Annotated in this window: 19 protein-coding genes; 14 read left to right on the plus strand and 5 right to left on the minus strand. The window is 62.5% G+C overall.

Features of this window, described 5'->3' with window-relative positions:
• Positions 1-109 precede the first annotated feature (109 nt).
• A complete protein-coding gene (locus HX866_RS07715) occupies positions 110-1,012 on the minus strand; it encodes a LysR family transcriptional regulator (protein WP_177097742.1) in 903 nt (300 codons plus the stop codon).
• Between the two features lie 106 nt (positions 1,013-1,118).
• On the opposite strand from HX866_RS07715, the gene HX866_RS07720 reads away from it, so the two are divergent.
• The 10 genes from HX866_RS07720 (at position 1,119) to HX866_RS07765 (ending at position 10,848) form a co-directional block, all read left to right on the plus strand.
• Positions 1,119-1,982: a VOC family protein gene (locus HX866_RS07720; protein ID WP_177138823.1), complete on the plus strand. Its 864-nt coding sequence runs from the start codon at positions 1,119-1,121 to the stop codon at positions 1,980-1,982.
• Complete coding sequence (locus HX866_RS07725) at positions 1,979-2,686, plus strand: class II aldolase/adducin family protein (protein WP_177097744.1); 708 nt, start codon at positions 1,979-1,981, stop codon at positions 2,684-2,686. The genes HX866_RS07720 and HX866_RS07725 overlap by 4 nt, the downstream gene beginning before the upstream one ends.
• Before the next feature lie 11 nt (positions 2,687-2,697).
• Positions 2,698-4,158: a 2-hydroxymuconic semialdehyde dehydrogenase gene (locus HX866_RS07730; protein WP_177139287.1), complete on the plus strand. Its 1,461-nt coding sequence runs from the start codon at positions 2,698-2,700 to the stop codon at positions 4,156-4,158.
• Positions 4,159-4,166: 8 nt separating this feature from the next.
• Entirely contained in the window at positions 4,167-4,949 is a 783-nt protein-coding gene (gene dmpE, locus HX866_RS07735) for a 2-oxopent-4-enoate hydratase (protein ID WP_177138825.1), read from the plus strand.
• A 10-nt stretch (positions 4,950-4,959) separates the two neighbouring features.
• The gene (dmpH, locus tag HX866_RS07740; RefSeq protein ID WP_177097746.1) at positions 4,960-5,760 is read left to right on the plus strand and encodes a 2-oxo-3-hexenedioate decarboxylase; all 801 of its coding nucleotides are present in this window, start codon (positions 4,960-4,962) and stop codon (positions 5,758-5,760) included.
• Positions 5,761-5,771: 11 nt separating this feature from the next.
• Complete coding sequence (locus HX866_RS07745; protein ID WP_177097747.1) at positions 5,772-5,963, plus strand: 2-hydroxymuconate tautomerase; 192 nt, start codon at positions 5,772-5,774, stop codon at positions 5,961-5,963.
• A 16-nt stretch (positions 5,964-5,979) separates the two neighbouring features.
• A complete protein-coding gene (locus HX866_RS07750) occupies positions 5,980-6,918 on the plus strand; it encodes an acetaldehyde dehydrogenase (acetylating) (RefSeq protein WP_177097748.1) in 939 nt (312 codons plus the stop codon).
• Between the two features lie 10 nt (positions 6,919-6,928).
• On the plus strand, positions 6,929-7,966 hold the full coding sequence (dmpG, locus tag HX866_RS07755; RefSeq protein ID WP_177138827.1) for a 4-hydroxy-2-oxovalerate aldolase: 1,038 nt from the start codon (positions 6,929-6,931) through the stop codon (positions 7,964-7,966).
• A 54-nt stretch (positions 7,967-8,020) separates the two neighbouring features.
• Positions 8,021-9,373 (plus strand): MFS transporter, encoded by a 1,353-nt coding sequence (locus HX866_RS07760; RefSeq protein WP_177138829.1) that lies wholly within the window; start codon positions 8,021-8,023, stop codon positions 9,371-9,373.
• A gap of 122 nt (positions 9,374-9,495) precedes the next feature.
• Positions 9,496-10,848 carry an OprD family porin gene (locus HX866_RS07765; RefSeq protein ID WP_256344850.1) on the plus strand — a complete coding sequence of 451 codons (1,353 nt, stop codon included), beginning with the start codon at positions 9,496-9,498 and terminating at the stop codon, positions 10,846-10,848.
• A gap of 25 nt (positions 10,849-10,873) precedes the next feature.
• Here HX866_RS07765 and HX866_RS07770 read toward each other — a convergent pair whose 3' ends face one another.
• Positions 10,874-11,752, minus strand: a complete 879-nt coding sequence (locus HX866_RS07770; RefSeq protein WP_177097751.1) for a LysR family transcriptional regulator — start codon at positions 11,750-11,752, stop codon at positions 10,874-10,876.
• 244 nt (positions 11,753-11,996) lie between these two features.
• Here HX866_RS07770 and HX866_RS07775 point away from each other — a divergent pair, with 244 nt between their 5' ends.
• Both HX866_RS07775 and HX866_RS07780 read left to right on the plus strand, forming a co-directional pair.
• On the plus strand, positions 11,997-13,310 hold the full coding sequence (locus HX866_RS07775) for an MFS transporter (protein ID WP_177124711.1): 1,314 nt from the start codon (positions 11,997-11,999) through the stop codon (positions 13,308-13,310).
• Positions 13,311-13,455: 145 nt separating this feature from the next.
• Entirely contained in the window at positions 13,456-14,307 is an 852-nt protein-coding gene (locus HX866_RS07780; protein ID WP_177097753.1) for a hypothetical protein, read from the plus strand.
• Here HX866_RS07780 and HX866_RS07785 read toward each other — a convergent pair.
• Complete coding sequence (locus tag HX866_RS07785; RefSeq protein ID WP_177124712.1) at positions 14,304-15,221, minus strand: LysR substrate-binding domain-containing protein; 918 nt, start codon at positions 15,219-15,221, stop codon at positions 14,304-14,306. The genes HX866_RS07780 and HX866_RS07785 overlap by 4 nt on opposite strands.
• A 144-nt stretch (positions 15,222-15,365) precedes the next feature.
• On the opposite strand from HX866_RS07785, the gene HX866_RS07790 reads away from it, so the two are divergent.
• Both HX866_RS07790 and HX866_RS07795 read left to right on the plus strand, forming a co-directional pair.
• Entirely contained in the window at positions 15,366-16,376 is a 1,011-nt protein-coding gene (locus HX866_RS07790; protein WP_177124713.1) for an aldo/keto reductase, read from the plus strand.
• 99 nt (positions 16,377-16,475) lie between these two features.
• Positions 16,476-16,892 carry an SRPBCC family protein gene (locus tag HX866_RS07795; RefSeq protein ID WP_177124714.1) on the plus strand — a complete coding sequence of 139 codons (417 nt, stop codon included), beginning with the start codon at positions 16,476-16,478 and terminating at the stop codon, positions 16,890-16,892.
• Between the two features lie 21 nt (positions 16,893-16,913).
• Here the strand turns inward: HX866_RS07795 and HX866_RS07800 are convergent, their stop codons facing one another.
• A complete protein-coding gene (locus HX866_RS07800; RefSeq protein ID WP_177097757.1) occupies positions 16,914-18,308 on the minus strand; it encodes a sensor histidine kinase in 1,395 nt (464 codons plus the stop codon).
• On the minus strand, positions 18,286-18,969 hold the full coding sequence (locus tag HX866_RS07805; protein ID WP_121130787.1) for a response regulator transcription factor: 684 nt from the start codon (positions 18,967-18,969) through the stop codon (positions 18,286-18,288). Before HX866_RS07805 ends, HX866_RS07800 begins: the two co-directional genes overlap by 23 nt.
• Positions 18,970-19,065: the final 96 nt, after the last annotated feature.

Consider the following 19,065-nt stretch of genomic DNA (forward strand, 5'->3'; position numbering starts at 1 on the left):
TATAGATTTGATAAGTGCATATTTAGAATGGATTGATGCGCTTGGCGAATTAATACCAAATATTTCTGTGCCCGGTGTGGCTGTGGCAGACCCGCTCGCCACAGTGTGGTTATTCGTCAGGCACAAAGAGCGTGCGGATCGTCTGTCGTAACCACATATGCCGCGGGTCCTTCTGGAACCGGGCGTGCCAGTGCTGCTTGAGGTCATAGCTGGGAAAATCGACCGGCGGTTCGATGGTCCTGACCGCCGACTCTTCGGTATACAGCCTGGCCACGGAGCGCGGCAGGACCACCACCAGGTCCGAGCGCTCGATGATCGCCGAAGTGCTCATGTAGTGGGACATCTGCAGCACGATATTACGTTTGACCCCGAGCGCCGCCAGATGGCTTTCGTACATCTCCTGGCTACGGCTGCCGTCGCGCACCTGCAGGTGTTCCAGGGCACAGAAGTCCTCCAGGGACAGGCGTTCTTCAGTGATCGGATGGTCACGCCGGATCAGGCACACCAGGTCGTGGGAGAACAGCCGCTGCTGGTAGATATTCGGCGCATCCAGGTCGGGAAAATAGCCCAACACCATGTCCACCTTGCCTTCGCGCAGGTGCTCGGTCAGGTCCTTGGGCGACAGGCTGAAGGTGCGGATCCGCGCCTTCGGTGCGACCTTGCGCAGGTGTTCGAACAGGGTCGGCAGAAACACCACTTCACCCACCTCGCTCAGGCAGAACGTGAACTCCTCGCTGCTGCCGGCAGGGTCGAAGGTCGGGTTGCTGAGGATGTCGCGGTCGATGATATCGATCACCTCGCGGGTCCGCTCGATGATGCTCTGGGCCCGTGGCGTGGCTTCCATGCGGCTGCCGGAACGGACGAACAACGCATCCCCCAGGGAATGGCGCAAGCGCGAAAGGGCGGCGCTGACCGCCGGTTGGCTCATGCCCAGGTGCTGGGCCGCCGTGGTGACATTACCGGCTTCATGGATCGCCAGCAGAACGCGAAGCAGGTTCAGGTCGGTGCGCATGCTCTATAACCAAATCAAATAGTCTGAATAAACAGAATTAGCTTCGATTATTTAAGCCGGGGCGCGAGGATTGTGTCCAGACAAAAATAATACCGAGGCTTCCCTCATGATCAATCTGCATGACATCCGCTACGTGCGTCTGGGCACGGCGGATATCGACCAGGCTCGCCAGTACGCCACGCAGGTACTGGGTTTGCAGGTCGCTCGCAGCGCCAACGGAGCGGTGTATTTTCGCTCCGACAGTCGCGACCACACCTTGTGTTACTACGAAGGTGATCCCACCGAAACCACCACCGCTTTCGAAATCAACTCCAGCGCCGAGCTCGACCACGCCGCCCAACTGTTGGAGGACAACGGCTTTGCCGTACGTCACGGCAGCCGTGAAGAAGCCGAGCTGCGCGCGGTCGCCGAATTGATTCACTTCCGCGATCCCAGTGGCAACCAGATCGAGCTGGTGCTCGCCCCCCACGCCTATGGCGGACGTTATTTCCCGTCACGGGATGCCGGGATCACCGGCTTCAGCCATATCGGTTTGCGGACCACCAATGCCAAGCGTGACGAAGCCTTCTGGACCCAATTGGCGAATGCCCGGGTCAGCGACCGGATCGGCGACGCACCGCTGCTGCGCATCGATGAGGTGCACCACAAGATCGCCCTGTTTCCCTCGGCGCATCCGGGGGTGCAGCACATCAACCATCAGGTCGAGACTATCGACGACGTGATGCGCGCCTATTACTTCCTGCGCGAGCGCGGTATCAAGATTCTCTTCGGGCCAGGCCGTCATCCGACCTCGGGCGCGGTGTTCCTCTACTTCGAGGGCCCGGACGGCATGACCTACGAATATTCCACCGGGGTCAGCCACATTGGCCCCGAGCAGGAAGCCACGCACCAACCACGGCAATTCCCATTGGCGCTGTCGTCGTTCTGCGCCTGGGGCTCGAAGCCGGATATCCCGGAGTTCAAGTCATGAGCCGGATGCCCGTTGCCACCCACAGCCAACAGATTGAATTACGCATGGCCGCCCGGGCGCTGTCCCGGGCCGGCCTGGCCCACGCCTACGGGCATTGCAGCCTGCGCCTGGATGCCGGGCACTTCCTGGTCTGCGCCGCCAAGCCCATGGGCCTGATTGCGTCGGGCGATGACGGTGTGGTGGTCGCCATCGATGCCGAACTGCCGGCCGGGGTGCTCGGCGAAGTGCGCATTCACCAGCAGATCTACCGCCGTCGGGCCGAGGTAGGTGCGCTGATCCGCAGCATGCCTGCCCAGGTGATGACCTTGTCCTGTGCCCGCCTGACCCCACAGTCGCGACACGGCATGGGCGCCTATTTCCACTCCTCGATCCCGCTGTGGGACGACCCGCAACTGTTGCGCGACGACCTCCAGGCCGCTGCCTTGGCCGAGCAACTGGCGGCCAATCCAGCGCTGGTGATGCGCGGTAACGGCGCCATTGTCGTCGGCGCCTCGCTGGTGGAGGCGCTGACCCTCAACTGGTACCTCGAGGACGCCGCCCGTATCGAGCTGCAACTACGGGCCGCCGGTCTCGTCGGGCCGGTGCTCTGTGCCGAAGAAACCGAGCGGCGCGCGACCAACTCGGGACGAATTTTCGAACGCATGTGGGACTACCTCACCGCCGGCGATGCCGAGGCGGCTGTCCGCTTACAAGAAGGAAACTGATCATGTCCAAACTGCCTTTGCGCGAGTTTCACAATTTCATTGGTAACCAGTGGGTCAAGGGTGTGCGCACCTTCGACAACCGCAACCCGGCCGACAACAGCCTGATCGGCCCGGTGCATGAAGCCGGCGAGGCCGAGGTGGATGCGGCGGTCAAGGCCGCCCGGGCGGCCTTGAGCGGGCCTTGGGGCAAACTTTCCGTGGCCCAGCGCGTGGCCCTGTTGCACAAGGTTGCCGAAGGTATCGAACGCCGGGCCGAAGAGTTTATCGCCGCGGAAATTGCCGACACCGGCAAACCCTACGGGCTGGCCAGTCACCTGGACATTCCCCGGGGGGCGGCGAACTTCAAGGTCTTCGCCGACCTGATCAAGAACGTGCCCACTGAAAGCTTCAGCATGGACACCCCGGACGGCGGCAAGGCCATCAACTACGCGGTACGTGCACCCAGGGGGGTTATCGCCGTGGTCTGCCCGTGGAACCTGCCGTTGTTGCTGATGACCTGGAAAGTCGGTCCGGCCCTGGCCTGTGGCAACACCGTGGTGGTCAAGCCTTCGGAAGAAACCCCGGCCACCGCCACCTTGCTCGGCGAAGTAATGCGCGATTCCGGTGTGCCGGCCGGGGTCTACAACGTGGTCCACGGTTTTGGCGAGCACTCCGCCGGGGCCTTCCTGACCGCGCATCCAGAGGTAAATGGCATCACCTTTACCGGTGAAACCGGCACCGGCGAAATCATCATGAAAGCCGCGGCCAAGGGCCTGCGTCCGGTGTCCCTGGAGTTGGGCGGGAAGAACGCCGGCGTGGTATTCGCCGATGCCGACCTGGACAAGGCGGTAGCCGGTATCGCTCGTTCGGCGTTTGAAAACAGTGGTCAGGTCTGCCTCGGCACCGAACGGATCTATGTCCAGCGGCCGCTCTTCGAGCGTTTTGTCCAGGCGCTCAAGGCCAAGGTCGAAACCCTGCGCATCGGCGCGCCGTATGCCCAAGGCACCACCCTGGGCCCATTGGTTTCCCTCGGGCACCGGGAAAAAGTCCTCGGTTACTACCGCCAGGCCGTGCAGGACGGTGCAACCGTGGTCAGTGGCGGCGGGATTCCCGAGATGCCGGCGGAATTGGCCGAAGGTGCCTGGATTCAGCCGACGATCTGGACCGGCCTGGCGGAAAACTCGGCAGTGATCCGCGAGGAAATCTTCGGTCCGTGCTGCCATATCGCCCCGTTCGACGATGAGGACGAAGTGGTGCGGCTGGTCAATGCCACCCCATATGGTCTTGCCGCCAGCGTCTGGACCAGCAACCTGCAAGTCGCCCACCGCATGGGTGCGGCGCTGGAGGTCGGGATCTGCTGGATCAACTCGTGGTTCCTGCGCGACCTGCGCACCGCTTTTGGCGGCGCCAAGCAATCGGGCATCGGCCGTGAGGGCGGGGTGCACTCCCTGGAGTTCTACACCGAACTTCGCAACGTCTGCGTTCGCTTGTGAGGCCGCCCATGAATTCCCCCCTGATTGCGCAACTCGGCGCCGAACTGCACCGGGCCCTGAGCGAGCACACAGCGATCGCCCCCCTGACCGAGCATCATCCCGCGCTGACGATCGAGGACGCCTACCAGATCCAGTTGGCGATGATCCAACCCCGGCTGGAAGCGGGCGAGCGGGTCATCGGCAAGAAAATCGGCGTCACCAGTCAAGTGGTGATGGACATGCTCGGGGTGGACCAGCCGGACTTCGGCCATCTGCTCAGCGGCATGCTCCTGGGTGATGGCGCATCCATTGCCTGTGCCGACCTGATCGCACCCAAGGCTGAAGGTGAAATCGCCTTTGTGCTCAAGGATGACCTGATCGGTCCCGGGGTGACCCTGGCCGATGTGCTGCGGGCCACCGCCTACGTGATGCCGTGTTTCGAGATCGTCGACTCGCGGATTCGTGACTGGAAGATCCGTATCCAGGACACCGTCGCCGACAACGCTTCGGCCGCCGCTTTTGTCCTCGGCGATGGCAGCGTCGCGCCCCATGAAGTCGACTTGGCCTGCGTCGGCATGACCCTGGAAAAGAACGGCGAAATCGTCGCCACCGGCGCCGGTGCCGCGGCCCTCGGACACCCGGCCAATGCCGTGGTCTGGCTGGCCAACACCCTTGGGCGCCTGGGCATCGGCCTCAAGCGCGGCGAGGTGATTCTCTCCGGCTCGCTGGCGGCCATGGTGCCGGTCAAACCCGGCGATCAATTGCGCATGAGCCTCGGCGGTATCGGCTCGGCCTCCGTGCGTTTCGTATAAGGAAAACCTGATGAACCTGACAGCACACACCATTGCCGGCCTGGCCGAGCACCTGGAAAACGCCGAACTGAACCGCGAAGCGGTGGCCAAGATCACCGACACCTATCCGGACATGGACTGGGAAGACGCTTATGCGATCCAGGATGCGATTCGCCAACGCAAGGAAGCACGGGGCGTACGCATCGTCGGCCTGAAGATGGGCCTGACCTCCTTCGCCAAGATGAAGCAGATGGGCGTTACCGAACCGATCCACGGTTTTCTCACCGACTACGGCTCGTGCATGGACGGCGCGGTGATCGATATCGATTCGCTGATCCATCCCAAGGTCGAGGCGGAAATCGCCTTTGTCCTCAAGCACCCGCTCAAGGGCCCGGGTTGCCACGTCGGCGACGTGTTGGCGGCCACCGATTTCATTTTGCCGGCGGTTGAGGTGATCGACTCGCGTTACGAGAACTTCCGTTTCGACCTCAAGAGCGTGATCGCCGACAACACCTCCTCGGCGCGTTTTGTCACCGGTGGACAGTCGCGCAGTGCCAACGGCATCGACCTCAAGTGCCTCGGCGTGGTGCTGGAGAAAAACGGTGAAGTGGTCGCCACCGCGGCCGGTGCGGCGGTACTCGGACATCCGGCGCAGAGCGTGGCGATGCTCGCCAATATGCTCGCGACCCAGGGCCGTGAATTACCGGCCGGCTGTTTCATCATGACCGGCGGCGTGACCGAAGCCATCGCAGTGGCGGCCGGCGACCAGATCACCGTGCGCTACCAGCACCTGGGCAGCGTTTCGATGCGCTTCCAGTCGCAATCATCCTGAGGAATCGGACCATGCCCATCATGCAGGTTTTCCTGATCGAAGGCCGTGACGAAGAACAGAAGGCTCGCTTGATCGCGGCCTTGACCGAGGCGGCGATCGAGTCGATCCAGGCGCCCCGCGAATCGGTGCGGGTGATCATCACCGAGGTCCCCAAGAGCGACTTCGGCATCGCCGGCAAGACCGCCAAGGCCCTGGGCCGCTGACCGCGAGGAACACGACATGAGCGAACACAAGAAAAAAGTCGCCATCATTGGCTCTGGCAATATCGGCACCGATCTGATGATCAAGATCCTGCGCCACGGCCAGAGCCTGGAGATGGCAGTGATGGTGGGTATCGACGCCGCTTCCGACGGCCTGGCCCGGGCCCAGCGCCTGGGCGTCGCCACCACCCATGAAGGGGTCGAAGGCCTGGTGCGGATGGCCGAATTCGCCGACATCGATTTCGTCTTCGATGCCACCTCGGCCAGCGCCCATGTGGCCAACGACGCGCTGCTGCGCCAGCACAAACCGGGCATTCGCCTGATCGACCTGACCCCGGCGGCCATCGGCCCGTACTGCGTGCCGGTGGTGAACCTGGAAGCCAACCTGCAGGCGACCAACGTCAATATGGTCACCTGCGGCGGCCAGGCGACCATCCCCATGGTGGCGGCGGTGTCGCGGGTGGCCAAGGTGCACTACGCCGAGATCATTGCCTCCATCAGCAGCAAGTCGGCCGGCCCCGGGACCCGGGCGAATATCGACGAGTTCACCGAAACCACCTCGCGGGCCATCGAAGCCGTGGGTGGGGCGGGCAAGGGCAAAGCGATCATCGTGCTCAACCCGGCCGAACCGCCGCTGATGATGCGCGACACGGTCTATGTGCTGTCGCAAGCGGCCGACCAGGGCGAAGTCGAAGCGTCCATTGAAGAAATGGCCCGGGCAGTGAAAGCCTATGTACCGGGCTATCGACTCAAGCAGCAGGTGCAGTTCGAAGTGATTCCGGCCGAAGCGCCGTTGAATATTCCCGGTCTGGGCCGGTTCAGCGGCCTGAAGACCACGGTGTTTCTCGAAGTTGAAGGCGCCGCCCATTACCTCCCGGCCTACGCCGGCAACCTCGACATCATGACCAGTGCCGCGTTGGCCACCGCCGAACGCATGGCCCGGTCCATGGCCCACTGAGGAGACTCCCATGACCTTCAATCCCGGTAAAAAACTCTATATCAGCGACGTGACCCTGCGTGACGGCAGCCATGCGGTGCGGCACCAGTACTCCATCGACAATGTGCAGACCATCGCCCGTGCCCTCGACAAGGCCCGGGTCGACAGCATCGAAGTCGCCCACGGCGACGGCCTGCAAGGCTCCAGTTTCAACTACGGCTTCGGCGCCCACACCGACCTGGAATGGATCGAGGCGGTCAGCGATGTGATCAGCCATGCCAAGGTCGCGACCCTGTTGCTGCCCGGCATCGGCACCGTGCACGACCTCAAGGCCGCCTACGATGCCGGGGCCCGTATCGTCCGTGTCGCGACCCATTGCACCGAGGCGGATGTCTCGCGCCAGCACATCGAATACGCCCGCGAGCTGGGCATGGACACCGTCGGTTTCCTGATGATGAGCCACCTGACCAGCCCGCAGAACCTGGCGGTCGAGGCGAAGAAGATGGAAAGCTACGGCGCCACCTGCATCTACGTGGTGGACTCCGGCGGCGCGATGAACATGCAGGACATCCGCGAGCGCTTTCGGGCGGTGAAGTCTGTGCTCAAGCCTGAAACCGAAACCGGCATGCATGCCCACCATAACCTCTCGCTGGGGGTCGCCAACTCCATCGTCGCCGTGGAGGAGGGCTGTGACCGCATCGACGCCAGCCTCGCCGGCATGGGCGCCGGGGCCGGCAACGCGCCGCTGGAGGTGTTTATCGCCGCCGCCGAACGCCTGGGCTGGAACCACGGCACCGACCTCTACACCCTGATGGATGCGGCCGACGATATCGTCCGGCCGTTGCAGGACCGGCCGGTGCGGGTCGACCGTGAAACCCTGGCCCTGGGTTACGCCGGGGTCTATTCGAGCTTCCTGCGCCATGCCGAAATCGCCGCCAGACGCTACGGACTCAAGGCCGTGGACATCCTTGTCGAACTGGGGCGGCGGCGCATGGTCGGCGGCCAGGAAGACATGATCGTCGACGTTGCGCTGGACCTGCTGCAAAGGTCGAAAATCTACCCGACCTGAACGCGCTGACAGCTGTTTCACCCCACTGACAAATCCAATAACAGGGGAAACACCATGAGTCACAAGACCGCCTCCATTGGCGAAATCATCGATGCCTGTGCGATATCCCGTTACCAGATCATTGTCCTGCTGCTGTGTTTCCTGGTGGTGCTGGTGGACGGTTTCGATACGGCCGTGATCGGCTATATCGCCCCATCCCTGCGCCAGGAATGGGGCCTGCAAGCGAGCCAACTGTCGCCGGCTTTTGGTGCCGGTCTGTTCGGCCTGATGTGCGGGGCCTTTCTGTTCGGTCCGATCGCCGACCAGTACGGACGCAAGAAGGTGTTGCTGGTGTCGGTGCTGATCTTCAGCCTCGGCACCCTGGCCTCGGCTTGGGCCCACTCCATCGACAGCCTCACGGCGTTGCGTTTTCTCACCGGGATCGGCCTGGGTGGGGCGATGCCGACCTGCATCACCTTGAGTGCCGAGTACTCGCCATTGCGGCGGCGGATGATCATGGTGACCCTGAGCTACAGCGGCTTCACCACCGGCCTGGCCCTCGGCGGGGCGGTGGCGAGTCAGATCATCCCGACCTTCGGCTGGCGCGGCGTGTTGCTGATTGGTGGGCTCGCGCCTTTGCTCCTGCTGCCGCTGCTGGCCTGGTGTATGCCGGAATCGGTGCGCTACATGGCCGCCCATCCGCGTTATGCCGTGGCTTTGCGCAAGGTGGTGGAGAAGATCAGCGGGCGTCGTGACTGGGATGCGGTGACCTTTGTCGAGGACCAGCGGCCGGCGCTCGAGCGCTCGCCGATCTCGCAGCTGTTCAGCGAGGGGCGGGCGCTGCGTACGCTGCTGTTGTGGGGCACCTTCTTCTGCTCGCTGTTTGTCTTCTACCTCCTGACCAGCTGGTTGCCGAGCATCCTCAAGGACGCCGGCTACGACATCGCCAGCTCGGCGCGGATCGGTGCGATGGTGCCGCTGGGTGGAACCCTCGGGGCGATTTGCATGGCGCTGCTGATGGACCGGGTCAGCCAGTACAAGGTGCTGGGACTGGCCTACCTCGGCGCGGCGCTGGTGATCGCGCTGGTGGGCTTCGCCCTGGGCCAGGCGGCCTGGCTGACGGTGGCGGTGTTCTTCGTCGGCTTCGGCGTGGCGGGGGCGCAGAACGGCCTGAACCTGCTCTCCGCAAGCATCTACCCGACCACGGCGCGGGCCACCGGGGTGAGCTGGGCCATGGCCAACGGCCGAGTCGGCTCGATCATCGGCTCGATGCTCGGCGCCTGGCTGATCGCCCAGTTGGGTCAACCCACGCTGTTCTTTATCGCCCTGGCGGTGCCGGCCTTGCTCGGCTCCATCGCGATTTTCTCGTTGCAGCGCTTCGCGGTACGGGAAGACGTGGGCGGCCCGCAGGTATCCGCCGCGCACTGAGGCACTGACGCCTACTCACTGACCGATCACCAACCATCCTGCCGTTCGCGGCGGGAGGGGCCGCGCTTTGCCCGCGTTCGGCCCCGGCTCCCAACAATAAAAAAACCAGGGGTGTAACTACCATGCGTCAACACAACATGCTCTCGTGTGCCTTCAAACCTGCGGCCTTGGGCCTTTCGCTGCTGACCCTGGTCACTGCGCAACAAACCCGTGCCGACGGTTTTATCGACGATGCCAAGGCCAAACTCGACTTGCGCAACGTCTACTTCAACCAGGACAACCGCAGCGGCGCGGCGGCGCCGTCGAAACTGCAGGAGTGGGGGCAGGGCTTTATCCTCAACTTCACCTCCGGCTACACCCAGGGACCGGTGGGTTTTGGCGTGGATGCGCTGGGCATGCTCGGGGTACGCCTGGACTCGGGCAAAGGCACCCATGGCAACCCGAACGCGGTGACCCAGGGCGGTTTCGTCTTTCCCAGCGACGCCAGCGGCCGGGCCGTGGATGACTTCGCCAGCCTTGGCCTGACCGGCAAGATCCGCATCGCAAAGACCGAACTCAAGGCCGGCACCTTGCTGCCGAAGATGCCGATCCTGATCTATAACGACGGGCGCCTGTTGCCGGAAACCTTCCAGGGCGTGCAGGTGACGTCGCGGGACTTCGATCACTTCACCCTGACCGGCGGGCAGGTCAGTGCGGTCAAGAGCCGCAACTCGTCGAACAATGAAGACCTGGCCATTTCCGGTGCCGGCGGGCCGGCCGGGCGCCGCAGCAATAAATTCAATTTTGCCGGGGTCGATTACCAGGTCGATCCGAGCCTGCTGTTGCAGTACTACTACGGCAACCTGGAGGACTTCTACCAGCAACATTTCCTCGGGCTGGTGCAGACACAACAACTGCCGCTGGGCAGTCTCAAGACCGACCTGCGTTTCTTCGACAGCACCTCCGCCGGCTTGAACGGGAGCCTGGCCGGGCGTCAGGAGGGTTATGTGAGCAGCGGTTATCACAACAACGGTGAAGTGGATAACCGCGCGCTGGCCGGGTTGTTCACCTACAGCCTGGGCGGGCATGCGCTGAGCCTGGGTTACCAGCACCTGAATGGTTCCAGTGATTTTCCGTTTCTCAATGAGGGCGATGGTTCGTCGACCTACCTGATCACCGACCGCCAGACCGGCGCCCGTTTCCAGCGTGCCGGTGAGAACACCTGGGTCGGGCAGTATGGCTACAACTTTGCGAGCCTGGGTTTGCAGGGATTGACGACGCAGGTGACGTACCAGCGCGGAGGACAGATCAAGTCCGATCAGGGCGACCAGCACGAGTGGGAGCGCGACCTGATGGTCAGTTATGCGTTCCAGGGTCCGATGTTGCGCGGCTTCGCCATGCAATGGCGCAACGCGATGCTGCGCAGCAGCGTGCCGAGCCAGAGGGCCCTGGACGAGAATCGCGTGTACCTGACCTACACCGTGGATCTGTTCTGAATCAGAGGAGGGAGGTGTTCATTCGTCAGGCAAACCGCCTGACCATGAACTCGATAAAACTGCTCAACTTCGGCGTCATCTGCTTGTCCGGCAGATAGACCAGATGCAGTGGCCGATCCAGGGTCTCATGATCTGGCAACAGGTGAACCAGGCGCCCATCTTTCAAGGCGTCCTCCACCAGTGTCTGCGGCAGCAGGGCGATGCCGATTCCTTCCAGCGCCGCGTTCATCAACGCGGTGCCATTGTTGGCCGACAGCTGGCCGTTGACCCGCACGCTTTCGCTGCTCACACCGTGGAACAACCAGTCACGCTGGGGCGTGGCCCGCAGGAACACGAGGCAGTTGTGCTGCAACAGATCCTCCGGCACCAGCGGCGTGCCGTGAGCTTCAAGATAAGCGGGCGAGGCGCAGGCAATACGCCGGTTCTTGCTCAGCAGGCGTCCGACCAAGCCGCTGCTGGGCAGCTCGCCGTAACGGAACACCAGGTCGAATCCATCTTCCACCAGGTCCACCACCCGATCGTTGAACTTCAGCTCGATCTCCACTTCCGGGTAGGCCTTGAGGTAGTCGGCGATCGCCGGGATCAGCCGGTCCGAGGCCAGGGTCGGCGAAGCACTGACCCGCAACCGGCCGCGGGGATGGGCGCGTTGTTCCCGGGCAATCAGTTCGGCGTGTTCGATCTGCCCGAGGATCGCCAGGCACTGGGTGTAATAACCCTGGCCGATCTCGGTCAGGCTCTGGCGGCGGGTAGTGCGATGCAGTAGCCGGGTGGCCAGGTGTTTTTCCAAAGCCTGGACATGGTTACCGACCATGGTCGAGGAAATCCCGATGGACTGCGCCGCGGCGCTGAAACTGCCGTGATCCACTACCTTGACGAAGACCTTCATGCTTGCCAGAACGTCCATTGCCAACCTTTTATTGGGAGTGATCCAAGAACGCGCTAGTTTATCAAGTGAAGCTAGGGGATCACCATGGGCGCGGGCGCCGGCTGAACCCGCGGTCGATGTCGTACAGCCGCGGTTCAGCAAAGCGTCGTCATCGATATTCGGCAAAAAGCTATGACCCGCTCTAGATAGCGGGTTTCGGGGGTGTGCGATCAGCGGGTCATCGGGAATTTTCAGGCCGCGTTTATCGCGTCAGGTCAGTGGCATGTTGGCGATTCTTATCTCCATCGCCCTGGCATCGCTGGACACCGCCATCGCCAACACGGCGCTGCCGGCGATTGCCACCAGCCTGCACACCACGCCGGCAGCCTCGGTGTGGATCATCAACGCCTACCAACTGTCGGCGGTAGCGACCATCCTGGCTTTCGCCTCGTTCGGCGGCGTGATCGGCCATCGCAAGATCTACCTGTTCGGCCTGGTCTTGTTCACCGTGTCGTCGGCGCTGTGTGCGATGTCCAGCACCCTGACGCAACTGACATTGGCCCGGGTCCTCCAGGGCGTCGGCGCGAGTGCGATCATGAGCGTCAACGCGGCGCTGATCTTCAGCCTGTTCCCGCCGGAAAAACTCGGCAAAGGCATGGGCCTCAACGCGCTGGTGGTGGGCATGTCGTTTGCCGCCGGGCCGACCGTGGCCTCGCTGATCCTCTCTGTCGCCACCTGGCCCTGGCTGTTCGGGGTGAATATCCCGATTGGCCTGATCGCCCTGGCCATGGCCATTCCCTCCTTGCCGCATACGCCGCCCAACGGCCAGCGCTTTGCCTGGGGCACCGCTTGCCTGAGTGTCGTGACCTTCGGTTCGCTGATCTATGCCCTGGGCGAGGGGGCACAGTTTGCCGGTGCGCTGCCGATCTGCCTGGCGTTGCTGGTCTGTGTCTGCGCCGGCGGCTTGATGCTGCGTCGTGAGGCCGGACACCCGGCGCCGATGTTTCCGATCGACCTGCTCAAGCGCCCGATGTTCGCATTGTCGGTCCTCACGGCGGTTTGCTCTTTCGCCACTCAGGGCCTGGCCTTCGTCTCGCTGCCGTTTTTCTTCGAGACGGTGTTGGGGCGTGATCCGGTCCAGACCGGCTACCTGATGACACCCTGGTCGGTGGTGGTGGCCTTGATCGCACCCTTTGCCGGGCGCTTGTCGGATCGTTATCCACCGGGCCTGCTCGGCGGTATCGGCCTGGGGGTGTTGTCCCTGGGCATGTTGTCCCTGGCGACGTTGCCCGCCGACCCGAGTGCCCTGGAGATCGGGGTGCGCATGGTGATCTGTGGCCTGGGCTTCGGTTTCTTCCAGTCGCCGAACCAGAAGGCCCTGATGACCAGCGCGCCGCGTGAACGCAGCAGTGGTGCCAGTGGCATGATCGCCACCGCGCGTTTGCTCGGCCAGTCCACGGGGGCTGCGTTGGTGGCGCTGAGCTTCGGCTTGTCAAGCCACTCCGGACCGATCCTGGCGTTGTATATCGGTGCCGGGTTTGCCGCCGTGGCGTGCCTGGCCAGCTTTTCCCGACTGGCTGCGAGCAGTTCAAACTGATCGGGGAACAGTCGGTTTTTACAAGGGCTCGTATGACTTTTAGGACGCTTCTTATTGTATTTTTCAAATGCGAGTAAATGGCAAATTGAAGTAATACATTGATCTGGCTGACCTCGTGAAATCGCGCTCGGGACTGATATCTTAATTGAAAATTCCCGGGCTTTTTAAACACGAGAGGTCAGCCGATATGAGTGTGGAGCAGGATAATTTTGCCGCCAGCTTGAAAGAACTTTCCAAGTACAGTTTCAAGGTGGATAGCATGATCATGGACACCGCCCTCGCGTTGTCCGGACTCGTCCCCCAGGGGGCTGGGGTCGTTGTGGCACCGATGGTGGGTGCCTACAAAATGGGGCAGCCGTCTTCGGCTTTGGTGGATAATCCTTATTTCAAGGTGAACGGTGTCGCGCGTCCTTCGCCCAAGACCAAACACCTGTTGCGCCATCGTAAAGTGCGTAATTACGTGCAGTCCTTTACCGGGACGGCGGCGTCGCTCGGAAGTATGGTGTTACCGGTCAACCCTTATGCGTTGATTCGTGATGGTAGTTCCGCCGGCGCTTCAATCGTGCACTTGTATCATTTTGCTGAAATGGCCAGGAACTGTCGGCAAAGTAAAACCTTGAGCCAGTGGTTTGAACTCTTGAAACTCATGAAGAGCCACAAGTTGTTCAACCGCGGTATCGGGTTCGGGTTGGCGACCATTCCCGGTGGGGTATCCCTGGCCGTCAGCGTTCCGATCAAGCTCTGCCTGTTGGCCAAGAATACCGGCGTGCTGGCTCAGGAGTCGGCGCTGTGCAAGATCATCGCCATGGAGTTGCACTGGCGCGCCTATCAGGAGCAGGGCCTGTTGAAAGGCAACGGCAGCGGCCCGGCAACCGCCATCGTCCGCGAACTCATGACCCGGCGCGGGGTCATGGGCGGTTTTTCCCATGACTACCCGGCATTGATCCAGGAGCCGGCCGGCTGGAATGCCTTTGCCGCCAAGATCATGGACATCTAGAGGGGCGTCGGCAGGTCGAGCTGGAGTGCGTCCTGTACCAGCACTTGCCTGAAGGTCGCCACCAGCGGTCGCAAGTTGATCCGATGCCAGGCCGCCCACAAGGGTGTGGTGTAGATCAGCCAGGGGAGTTCGCGCAGTACCACGCCCTGGGGCGTGTTGTGTCGCAGGCTCTGCTGGATCATGGTCAAGCCCAGCCCGGCCGCCACCAGCCCCAGCGCGGTCAGCGGCTCATTGGCCTGCAGCCGGACATTGGGGTTGAACCCGGCCTTGATACAGGCCTGAACAAAATCGTCCTGTTTGCCGGTGCGCTGGGGATGCTGCACGGCAATCCATTCCTGCTCCAGAAAGTCCGCCGGGGTCAATTCACTCAGTTGTGCCAGCGGGTGCTGTTCGGGCAGGGCCAGCAGCATGGGGTCGTTGAGCACGCGGGCGCAGTTCAGGTCCGGGTCATCGGCCATGGGCGGCTCGCTGACCAGGGCGATATCGAGGCTGCGCTGGCGCAAGCCTTCCAGTTGCTGCGCCGAGTTCAGGCTGTAGAGGGCGATATGCACATCCGGCCGGTCGACGCGCAAACTGCGCAGGGCCTGGGGCAGCACGCCCGCATGCATGGCGTTCTCGATGTAGCCGATGCACAGGCCGCCTTCTTCACCCCGGCCCAGCCGCCGGCCAAGGGATTCCAGCCGATTGGCATGGGTCAGGAACGCCCGGGTCTCGGCGAGAAAGGTCTGGCCGTCGGTGGTCAGGCGGATGCGTTGCAGGCTGCGCTCGAACAGCGTCAGGCCCAGGCGCTCCTCCAGTTGGGCGATCTGTCGGCTCAGCGGCGATTGGGAGATATGCAGCCGCTCGGCGGCCCGCCCGACGTGCTCTTCTTCGGCGACCGCCACGAAATAGCGCAGTTGGCGTAAATCAATCATGTCAGACCTTCCGGGACTCAAGTTGTGCAGATTATGTCTTGGACGGTCAAAAGTCTGCAACCTAGTATGGCTCCCGACAACGAGATCCGCGTCACCCCCGGCGGGTGAGGCGCACTCACCATTTCCAGTCAAAGGATCATCACTATGAGCATCAGAGACAAACTGCCGGGCACACTGGGTTTCGGCACTGCACCCTTGGGCAACATGTTCCGCGCCATTCCCGAGGCCGAAGCCATGGCCACCGTCGATGCGGCCTGGGACCAGGGCGTACGCTACTTCGACACGGCTCCGTTCTACGGTTCGGGGCTTTCGGAAATTCGCCTGGGTGAGGCCCTGGCCAAGCACCCACGGGATCAATATGTGCTCAGCACCAAGGTGGGTCGGCTGGTCCTCGATGAAGTGGAAGACGTCACAGCCCGCGACCTGGGTGAAAAGGCCGGGGTCTTCGAACATGGCCGTCCGAACAAGATGCTCAACGACTACTCCGCCGACGCCACGCTGCGCTCCATCGAAGGCAGCCTCGAACGCCTGAAGACCGACCGTCTGGACATCGTCTGGGTGCACGATATTGCCCAGGACTTCTACGGTGACGAATGGCTGGAGTATTTCAACCAGGCCCGTAAAGGCGCGTTCCGGGTGCTCAGCCGTTTGCGCGATGAGGGCGTGATCAAGGCCTGGGGCCTGGGGGTGAACAAGGTCGAGCCGTGCGAGCTGACCTTGCAACTGGACGAGGCGCAGCCCGATGGGTTCCTGCTGGCCGGGCGCTACACTTTGCTGGATCATGAACGGGCCCTGCAACGCTTGATGCCCGAGGCGCTGGCCCAACAAGTCGATATCGTCGTTGGTGGTCCTTACAGTTCCGGTGTACTGGCCGGCGGCGCGCATTTCGAATATCAACCGGCATCGCCACAAATCATGGCTAAAGTTGAACGGATAAAGGGCATCGCGCAGCGCTTCGGGGTGAGCCTCAAGGCGGCGGCCTTGCAGTTCTCCCTGGCCAACCCGGCCGTGGCGGCGGTGATTCCCGGCGCCAGCCGGCCGGAGCGGATCGCCGAAGATGTGGCGGCCTTGCAGGAGCGGATTCCACTGGCGTTCTGGCACGCGTTGCGTCAGGAAGGCCTGGTGGCGGGCAATGCGCCGTTGCCGCTGGTCTGAAATCAGAAAAGCGTCTATAGCTGTCAAACGGTCCGATCACGTCGCTGTCGTCAGCGTCGGGATCGGCCGGGTTATTCCACTTATTCCTGGAGAGTATTCATGGCCGCAACATCCGTAACCCTCGAAATCGGTGCGCCACCGGAACAGGTCTGGCAACTGATGGGCGGGTTCGACTCCCTGCCTGACTGGCTGCCGTTCATTCGTCAGAGCAGCCTCAGCGAAGGCGGGCGTGTGCGCAGCTTGCACACGGCGGACGGCGTACTGATCGTCGAGCGCCTGGAGGCGTTCGACAACCGCGCCCGGCGCTACAGCTATTCCTTTGTCGAGCAGCCGTTCCCGGTGGCCGACTACCTGGCCACGATGCAGGTTCGCGAAGGCAATGATCCACACACCTCGATCGTCGAATGGGCGGGGATCTTCACCCCCACCGGCGTCAGTGAAGAAGAGGCGGTTGATCTGTTTCACGGGATCTATGCCGACGGCCTGGCGGCTTTGAAGGCCAATTTCCCGGATTGAACACAGTGTTTGGCCCTGTGTTCAATCCACGGCAATCAGGTTGTCCCGGCAACTGAGGATCAAGCGTGCACCAGCCTGCTCGCTGGTGCCGATGTCGAGGGTGAAACCGTGCAGGTTGACGATGGCGGCGACAATCGACAAGCCGAGGCCGAAGCCACCGTGCTGGGCACCTTCGTCGCAGCGATAGAAACGCTGGAACACCGCTTCGCGCTCGGACACCGGGATACCCGGGCCGGAGTCGAGGACTTCGATACGGGTACTGCCCGCATCGTGGGTGGCCATCAATATCACCTCGCCACCCGGCGGGGTGAACTTGATCGAATTACTCAGGAGGTTGGCCAGGGCTTCGAACAGCAGCGCCCGATCGCCGGTGATTGCCGGCAAGGTCTCGGGGGCCTCGAGGCGCAGGTGGATCTCGGCTTCCTCGGCCAACGGCAGGTAGAAGTCATGCAGTTCGTGAAGTAACGGCAAGGGGTCGAGCACCAGGAAGCCGGAGCGGCGCTGGTGGTCTTCCAGTTCGGAAATGCGCAGCAAACCGCGAAAACGCGCCATCAAGGTGTCGGTCTCGGCAATCACCCCATCCAGTTGCAGGGACTCGGGCGAGCCGTCGACGGTCTGTTGCTGGATCCGATACAGCTGCGCGCGCAAGCGGGTCAGTGGCGTGCGCAGATCATGGGCGATGTTGTCGCAGACGCCCTTGACCTCGTGCATCAGCTTTTCGATCCGGTCGAGCATGGCGTTGACGATCGCTGCCAGCATGTCCAGTTCATCACGACGGTTCGACAGCGGCAGGCGATGGCCCAGGTCGCCGGCGATGATCGACTCGGCACTGGCCTGGATGGCCCGTATCCGTCGAATCGGCCGTCGCCGCAGCAGGTGCCAGCCGGCGACGCCGGGCAGAATGGTCAGCGACACCGCCCAGAACAGGGCATGGATAATAATCCGTGTTACACCGAACAACGAGCCGTTGTCGCGCACCAGCACCAGCCAGCGCCCGTCGTGGGTCTGGGTGACCACCGCGTCGCAACTGTCCTGGGGCAGGTTCGGGTCATCGGAGTCGATACAGTCGGCCAACTGATGGATTCGGCCGTCCATGGGCAGGTCGGGCGGAATTTCCTGGATCGGGCCACTGAGATGCAGCTTCTGTTCGTTGAACAGGCCATACGCATCCACCCCACGCATGTCGAAGGTCATGCTGGTGGTCAGCGCTTCCATCAGCGGTTGGCCCTGGAAGCGTGAAAACAGGTGCTGGCGTTGCATCAGGGAATGGCGGGCGAGGGTACTCAGGTAACCGGAAACCTCGTAGTACAACACCCCCATCAGGCTGCAGCTCCACGCCACGAACAGAAAGCTGTAGAGCGCCAGCAGCCTGCTGGTGGAGGAGCGCCAACCTTTAGAGGGGTTCGGCAATGACATAGCCTGAGCCTCGCACGGTACGGATCAGCGGCGCCAGGCCCGGGCCGTCGATCTTCTTGCGCAGGCGACCGATATGCACGTCGATCAGGTTGGTGCCGGGGTCGAAGTGATAACCCCAGACTTCCTCGAAAATCATCATTCGCGAGAGGATCTGCCCGGTATTGCGCATCAGGAATTCCAGCAGCTTGTATTCGGTGGGCAACAAGCTTAACAGCTGTTCGGCCCGGGAAGCTTCCCGGGTCATCAGATTGAGTTCCAGATCGGCCACCCGCAGCGAGGTTTCGAACTCCCGCGCCGGGCTCTTGCGCCGCAACAGCACTTCGACCCGAGCGGCCATTTCGTCGGAGGCGAACGGCTTGGTCAGGTAATCGTCGCCGCCGGCACGCAGGCCGCGCACGCGCTCGTCGACATCCGAGAGGGCGCTGATCATCAGGATCGGCGTGGCCACCCCGATGGTTCGCAGCGTGGTGACGATGGCCAGGCCATCGAGCTCCGGCAGCATGCGATCCAGGGTAATCAGGTCATAGTCGCCGCTGACAGCGCGGACCAGGCCTTCACGGCCATTGTCGACCCAGTCAACTTCAAGCCCGTGGCTGCTCAGTTCAGCCACGATTTCCTTGGCGGTTACAGCATCATCTTCGATGGTCAGGATGCGGGTCATGGGTTGCCTCGACGGACCTTCAAAACAAGTGGGCAAGTGTGCCAAGAACCCCGTGAAAACATTCTGAACAAATCTTCACGGGCCCTGGGCAGCTAT

Source organism: Pseudomonas gingeri, assembly GCF_013386165.1.
Lineage (GTDB): Bacteria > Pseudomonadota > Gammaproteobacteria > Pseudomonadales > Pseudomonadaceae > Aquipseudomonas > Aquipseudomonas gingeri_C.

Bases quoted from the DNA above. Each gene is read 5' to 3' on its own strand.
- HX866_RS07715 (WP_177097742.1), bottom strand. From the start codon at position 1,012: ATGCGCACCGACCTGAACCTGCTTCGCGTTCTGCTGGCGATCCATGAA.
- HX866_RS07720 (WP_177138823.1), top strand. From the start codon at position 1,119: ATGATCAATCTGCATGACATCCGCTACGTGCGTCTGGGCACGGCGGAT.
- HX866_RS07725 (WP_177097744.1), top strand. From the start codon at position 1,979: ATGAGCCGGATGCCCGTTGCCACCCACAGCCAACAGATTGAATTACGC.
- dmpE (WP_177138825.1), top strand. From the start codon at position 4,167: ATGAATTCCCCCCTGATTGCGCAACTCGGCGCCGAACTGCACCGGGCC.
- dmpH (WP_177097746.1), top strand. From the start codon at position 4,960: ATGAACCTGACAGCACACACCATTGCCGGCCTGGCCGAGCACCTGGAA.
- HX866_RS07745 (WP_177097747.1), top strand. From the start codon at position 5,772: ATGCCCATCATGCAGGTTTTCCTGATCGAAGGCCGTGACGAAGAACAG.
- HX866_RS07750 (WP_177097748.1), top strand. From the start codon at position 5,980: ATGAGCGAACACAAGAAAAAAGTCGCCATCATTGGCTCTGGCAATATC.
- dmpG (WP_177138827.1), top strand. From the start codon at position 6,929: ATGACCTTCAATCCCGGTAAAAAACTCTATATCAGCGACGTGACCCTG.
- HX866_RS07760 (WP_177138829.1), top strand. From the start codon at position 8,021: ATGAGTCACAAGACCGCCTCCATTGGCGAAATCATCGATGCCTGTGCG.
- HX866_RS07765 (WP_256344850.1), top strand. From the start codon at position 9,496: ATGCGTCAACACAACATGCTCTCGTGTGCCTTCAAACCTGCGGCCTTG.
- HX866_RS07770 (WP_177097751.1), bottom strand. From the start codon at position 11,752: ATGGACGTTCTGGCAAGCATGAAGGTCTTCGTCAAGGTAGTGGATCAC.
- HX866_RS07775 (WP_177124711.1), top strand. From the start codon at position 11,997: ATGTTGGCGATTCTTATCTCCATCGCCCTGGCATCGCTGGACACCGCC.
- HX866_RS07785 (WP_177124712.1), bottom strand. From the start codon at position 15,221: ATGATTGATTTACGCCAACTGCGCTATTTCGTGGCGGTCGCCGAAGAA.
- HX866_RS07790 (WP_177124713.1), top strand. From the start codon at position 15,366: ATGAGCATCAGAGACAAACTGCCGGGCACACTGGGTTTCGGCACTGCA.
- HX866_RS07795 (WP_177124714.1), top strand. From the start codon at position 16,476: ATGGCCGCAACATCCGTAACCCTCGAAATCGGTGCGCCACCGGAACAG.
- HX866_RS07800 (WP_177097757.1), bottom strand. From the start codon at position 18,308: ATGTCATTGCCGAACCCCTCTAAAGGTTGGCGCTCCTCCACCAGCAGG.
- HX866_RS07805 (WP_121130787.1), bottom strand. From the start codon at position 18,969: ATGACCCGCATCCTGACCATCGAAGATGATGCTGTAACCGCCAAGGAA.